Below are 5,093 nucleotides of genomic sequence, written 5' to 3'. Positions count from 1 at the left end.
ATAATTTCATCGTGCAATATATATAAAATGAACATGAATATGAAATTACACTCTTTATAGAGAGGTCAAAAAAGAGATTTTTAGGGGAAAAACAAAAAGAGGCAATATTCATAAAATATCGCCTCTGTCTATTTAATAACAAATGGGAGGAAACTTTTTATCGTCCTATCCCATCTTATCTTGCAGTTCCCTAATTATGTCGTTTACAATATATAAGTCGCCCATTAAATAGAGCCCCGTATCGGGGTCATGCAACCGTTCACAAGTGTCAGACTCGTAGAAGATACCGAGAGCACGTTCAGAAGAAACGTTGAGGCGTTCGCCAAGCAACACGATGATACGTCCTATTTTGTTCCAGAGGAGGAGGTCACTTATCATAACTTGCCTCCTTTCTGTGAAATATTCAAGGGCAGACATTCTTTGAAGTGCAAGCATTCATCGATGAGGTGCTGATTGAGCAGGCACATCTGGTTATTGGGTTGATGTTGCGCCAACTGTTCAAGAGCTATTTCAGCAGGCATAGTTCCCGCTATATAACTTTCCACTGTATCTACTACGCGATCGTTTGCTACACCTCCTTCCACGAAATCATATTCTTGCCAGGGTCTCAGTCCCTTGCGGCTGTGTACGATGAAGTCGAGCCAGTCACGATTATAGGTCTCGAAATGAAGGCAGCGATAGGCTTGGCGGATACGCTCCATATCTATCTCATAGATGTTGAGACAGGGAGTACCTCGCAACAGACGCAAATTGACGATTTGTGCCCAGCGTTCGGCCTGGCTACGGAGGGTAGTAACGTAGAAGCCTTGCCCGAAGTCAAGATCAGGACGTCCATAGGATGCCAGTGGATTTTTTACGGTGTCGGCTGCACCATGATATACGAGGATACTCATAATTTGTCTCCTTTCATTGTTTTTCCTGCTGTTTCCCAGTTGTGCAAGGTTTCGAGGGTAGTATCGGTTATGTACTCACGGCTTTGAGTGTGCAGTAGGTCATAATAGGGAAGGATGTACTCCTCTATCATGCCGATACGTGCCATGCGGCGGTACATCTCGGTGGCGGATATACCTTTGCGACGGGCAGCAGCTTCGATACACGAGGCGGCGAAGATTATTCGCAGTTGTTCGTCGGTCATTCGTTGCATACTTGTCATACTTCTAGTCTCCTTTCTTAGATTGCAAAGATAATGCTTACTAACCAGACTTACCCCTATTCTATTGAACAAAAAGTAATTTCCTTCGGCAAATCCTTTAGATAAGCAAGCAAGACTAAAAAAATGCGTTTACTTCAGATAGCGCATATAAAAAGAGTGAGGCTGTCTCCCACCGGGGACAGCCTCACACAACAACATTTTACTTTTCACGATGGTGAAAAAAAGGACTATTCTTCACAGAGTAGTTGTTTTCTTAATAAGAAGTGTGCCCCGAAAGGCACACTTTATTTAAATTGCTAAGAAAAGATCAGATCATTAGTTAACCGGATCAACTGCAATCTTAACATATCCAGTTACTGTACCCCACTTGTAAGTTACGGTTACAGGAACCCACATGTAGTAAGTTTCCAACAAAGTAGACATGTTAGTCTTATAGTTCAATACCCAATCACTATCTGTAGTAGAAGCAGCAGTTGTAGTACCCTTAACTGTCAACTTGGTATAATCAGGCAACATAACTTTGTTTGTCATAGCCTGAGCCAAAGTTGTAATCGAGTTGTCCGGTGCATAATCACCTGCGGCATTCTTCTTCAAGTTAGTATAGATCTTACTGTTATCCAACAAACCACCAGTATTAACAAACATTGCAGGTGAGAAGTATTGAACAGCATAGAATTCTTCCAAATTGGTAGTCTTAGCACCATCAATTACAACAGCTTTATTTCTCCAGTCTGTCAAAGCAATGACATCAGTTAACTTCAGATCATCACCCATGTCTTGAGCATCCTTGAAACTCTTAACAGCAGCTTCTGCTAATGTTAATGGTCTTGAGAAGTTTACATCGAACTTCTTAACCAAAATTTCTTCAGACAAGCCTTCTGCAATCAGGTTAAGGTTAGTAATCTTCAATGCACCAGTGCTCAACAGAGCTTTCACTGTAGCATTTTCAATCAATTCGATAGTCTGACCTGTAGCTGACGGAGAACTAATCTTAGCCACATCCACACCACCTACCTTAACAATCAGACGATCGTCAGTAGTCTTATCAAAGGTTACAGCACCAGCACTTGAGCCATCGGCTTTCAGAACCTTAGTATCAGCAGTAAATCTGTACTTAGTCTGTACGCAATCATAGTCACCTACAGTCGGCTTATTCGGGTTGAATGTTAAGTCAAGAACTTTATTTGTAGTCTTGAACAGTGAGTTCAACTCTGACATAAAGATACATTCAGCAGGAATATAAGCTGTTTCAGGAGCATTTACATTCAATTCTGCAGTATTCTCATCAGACCAGTAGATTGTGGTACGTGGTGCAGTGATAGTCGGTAATTTAACTTCGAATGCAGCAGTTACTACAACTTTTTTGTACTGAACCGTCTTAATATCTGTCACAAAATTCAGTTCAATTGTATATTTACCCGGTGTAGCATCTTTACTTACACTATAATAAGTATAATTATTTGCAGATGTTGCACTTCCACTAATGAATGGTACAACGACACCTATCTTAGAATTTGCACCCCAGAAATCATAAGCAGCCCCATCTAATGTAGCTTTAACTTCACTAATATCACCATTCTCTGTATAAGTTTGTACAAATTGATCTTTACTCATGCCCAATTTATTGAAAATAGGATCAAAGTCTATAGAGAATTTACCGTCAATTACGAAAGGCTTGGGATTAACAAAATTAGGTTGATATCCCCACCAACTGCCAGAATTTGTGCCAAATAGGTCATGGCATCCCATAGTCTTAACGCCCAAATCAAATGCAGGAACGTTCAATGTAGTTTGAACCATATCAATAATCTTCATCTTCAACAGCTTAGTCATGACCAGAGTTGAGCCGATATACATCTGAACTTTAACGACTGGTTCGCGATTGATAGCTGCAGTTACTGACGGATCAAATGAAACGACACCATTTTCCAGTTTCAAATATCTGGTAGACTGGTCTACTTCAGCCAAATTGAATTTTTCCACACTGAATACAAAAGTAGGAGCATCAAAGTTCAAATCTTTGTCCAGCAAATATTGGCTCTTCTTAGATGTGAAGCCAGTAGATGTCATGAATTCACGAGCGATACCCTTTACATATTCATTCAAATTAGTAGTTCCAGCAAAAGGAACATCCAAAAGAACAGGTATAGCTGCTAAATAAGATTGTACATTAGCTTCTGCTTTAGTATACATCTGAGACAATTCTTTCAGATTAGGAGTGTCTAATGCTTTTTGACCAGCAGCAGCTCTATCTGCTTCTGGAGTTACAATATATGATTTAGTAACATTCAAAGCAATAGATGTTTCTTCCTGAGGAACAACCATTCTGGCAACTGCTACGTAAGGAGCATCAACAGAACTGCCATTGATGTTAGCTTCATCTTCATTCTTGTTAGAAACACGAAGAGATGCAGTATTTACTGCCAAAATATCATCACTGTAAGGAGACTCTTCAACCACGCCTGCAGGGTTATTGAAGTCATGTTCAGTGACACCAGCAGGGATATTAGCATATGTACTTGGAGTCTTCCATTCTGATTTAACAGCTGTAGAATACAAAGCGAAGTCTTTTGCATTAGCTTTTACAGTCAAAGCTCCTGTTTTACTTGGAGTGATTTCACCAATATTCAGTGTAGTAGCAGCTGCTGCTCTTGTCATAGCCTTGTACCATGCACTTTTCATTGTGAATCCAGTAACGGTATAATTATCAGGGCTTACAGAACCTGGATTTACCTGATAATTGAAGTCTGCCCAACCGTCAACCAGCGTTGTTGCAAATGCTTTATTGGCTAAGTTGTATTCATAAACAGGATTTGTTCCTATAGAGTTGTAATCTGTACCAATTACAGGCAAGAATGCAATGTCTCCCAGTTCGTCACTGATAGTAGAAGGAATGTAAGTCAATGAAGATACAAACAATGCTGAGTATTTATTCAAAGCAAGGTCACCATATTCTTTACCATCAGCATCTTTCAAACCTCTAATGATGTATTGGCTTTCTGTTTCAACTACAGTGATTGCATTTTTGGTTACCCATGAGATTTCCGTAACTTCTCTTGTGGTTTTGTCACCAGCAATAGTTACTTTAACCCAATAGCCATCTTCACTACCAGCTATACCCGGTTCATAATAAATAGTAGGTGCATCTTTGCCACTACCACTTTCACCTGGTTCGCCTTGTGCTCCTCTAGATGGTTTGCCAGTGTCAACGTTGTCAATGAACCAGTTGCCATTTTCACCAATAGTGACAACAGAGCCAGGTTTTCCATCCTCTCCCTTATTACCATTAGTACCATTAGTCAATTCAAATTTGTTGCCATTACTCAGAGTAACAGTAACCCCTTTGTCTGTTTTATCAACGCCTGTAATAACAGAACCGCTAGAGATCAGATCATTGATCTTGTCAATCGCAGTTTTGTTGGCATCAATCTGCCCCTGCAAGTCCTTGATGTCGTCATCGTAGTCCTTACAAGACGTGAACGTTCCTGTAGAACCTATCATCAAAGCTCCAAACAGGATTGCACTTAGAAATTTTTTGTTCATAATAAAAAAACTTTAAATTTATAAATTTAAAAAATAAAGAATAATAATAGTCTAATTAACAATGCTTATTTCATTTAACATTACCTACCTTATTTAGCCGTTACTTTATAGGTAATAAAATCTCGTTAAATCCGTTAACATTCAAGGAATAATGGCCATAGGAAGGCTATTTGGTGGGAGATGAGAAAATGTATCAGTATGAATATGTGAGAGAAAAAAGTAGTTCCTAAAAGGAGACATGGAAAAAGGAGAAAAGAAGATTTTAATGAAGATAAGAAGGCTAAAATAAAAAGTAACGCACTGATTATTACATTGTTATTGAGGCTGAAACCTTTTCTATAAAGCTAAGCCTTTCCCTTCCTCAAAGCACTCCTTGAAGAAACTAAATATTATGTGA

At 39.3% G+C, this 5,093-nt stretch carries 4 protein-coding genes; all 4 read right to left on the bottom strand.

The features are described from left to right. Window positions 1–165: 165 nt before the first annotated feature. On the bottom strand, window positions 166–378 hold the full coding sequence (locus tag DWW10_RS25590; protein ID WP_118421874.1) for a DUF3791 domain-containing protein: 213 nt from the start codon (window positions 376–378) through the stop codon (window positions 166–168). Continuing rightward, window positions 375–893 (bottom strand): DUF3990 domain-containing protein, encoded by a 519-nt coding sequence (locus DWW10_RS25585; RefSeq protein ID WP_118421875.1) that lies wholly within the window; start codon window positions 891–893, stop codon window positions 375–377. Before DWW10_RS25585 ends, DWW10_RS25590 begins: the two co-directional genes overlap by 4 nt. After that, on the bottom strand, window positions 890–1,153 hold the full coding sequence (locus DWW10_RS25580) for a DUF3791 domain-containing protein (protein ID WP_118421876.1): 264 nt from the start codon (window positions 1,151–1,153) through the stop codon (window positions 890–892). Before DWW10_RS25580 ends, DWW10_RS25585 begins: the two co-directional genes overlap by 4 nt. Window positions 1,154–1,468: 315 nt before the next feature. Beyond that, entirely contained in the window at window positions 1,469–4,696 is a 3,228-nt protein-coding gene (locus DWW10_RS25575) for a PL29 family lyase N-terminal domain-containing protein (RefSeq protein ID WP_118421877.1), read from the bottom strand. Window positions 4,697–5,093 lie beyond the last annotated feature (397 nt).

This window comes from Bacteroides intestinalis, from assembly GCF_003464595.1.
In the GTDB taxonomy this organism is placed as follows: domain Bacteria; phylum Bacteroidota; class Bacteroidia; order Bacteroidales; family Bacteroidaceae; genus Bacteroides; species Bacteroides intestinalis_A.
This window is presented reverse-complemented; position numbering and strand designations above follow the sequence as displayed.

Bases quoted from the DNA above. Each gene is read 5' to 3' on its own strand.
- DWW10_RS25580 (WP_118421876.1), bottom strand. From the start codon at position 1,153: ATGACAAGTATGCAACGAATGACCGACGAACAACTGCGAATAATCTTC.
- DWW10_RS25585 (WP_118421875.1), bottom strand. From the start codon at position 893: ATGAGTATCCTCGTATATCATGGTGCAGCCGACACCGTAAAAAATCCA.
- DWW10_RS25590 (WP_118421874.1), bottom strand. From the start codon at position 378: ATGATAAGTGACCTCCTCCTCTGGAACAAAATAGGACGTATCATCGTG.
- DWW10_RS25575 (WP_118421877.1), bottom strand. From the start codon at position 4,696: ATGAACAAAAAATTTCTAAGTGCAATCCTGTTTGGAGCTTTGATGATA.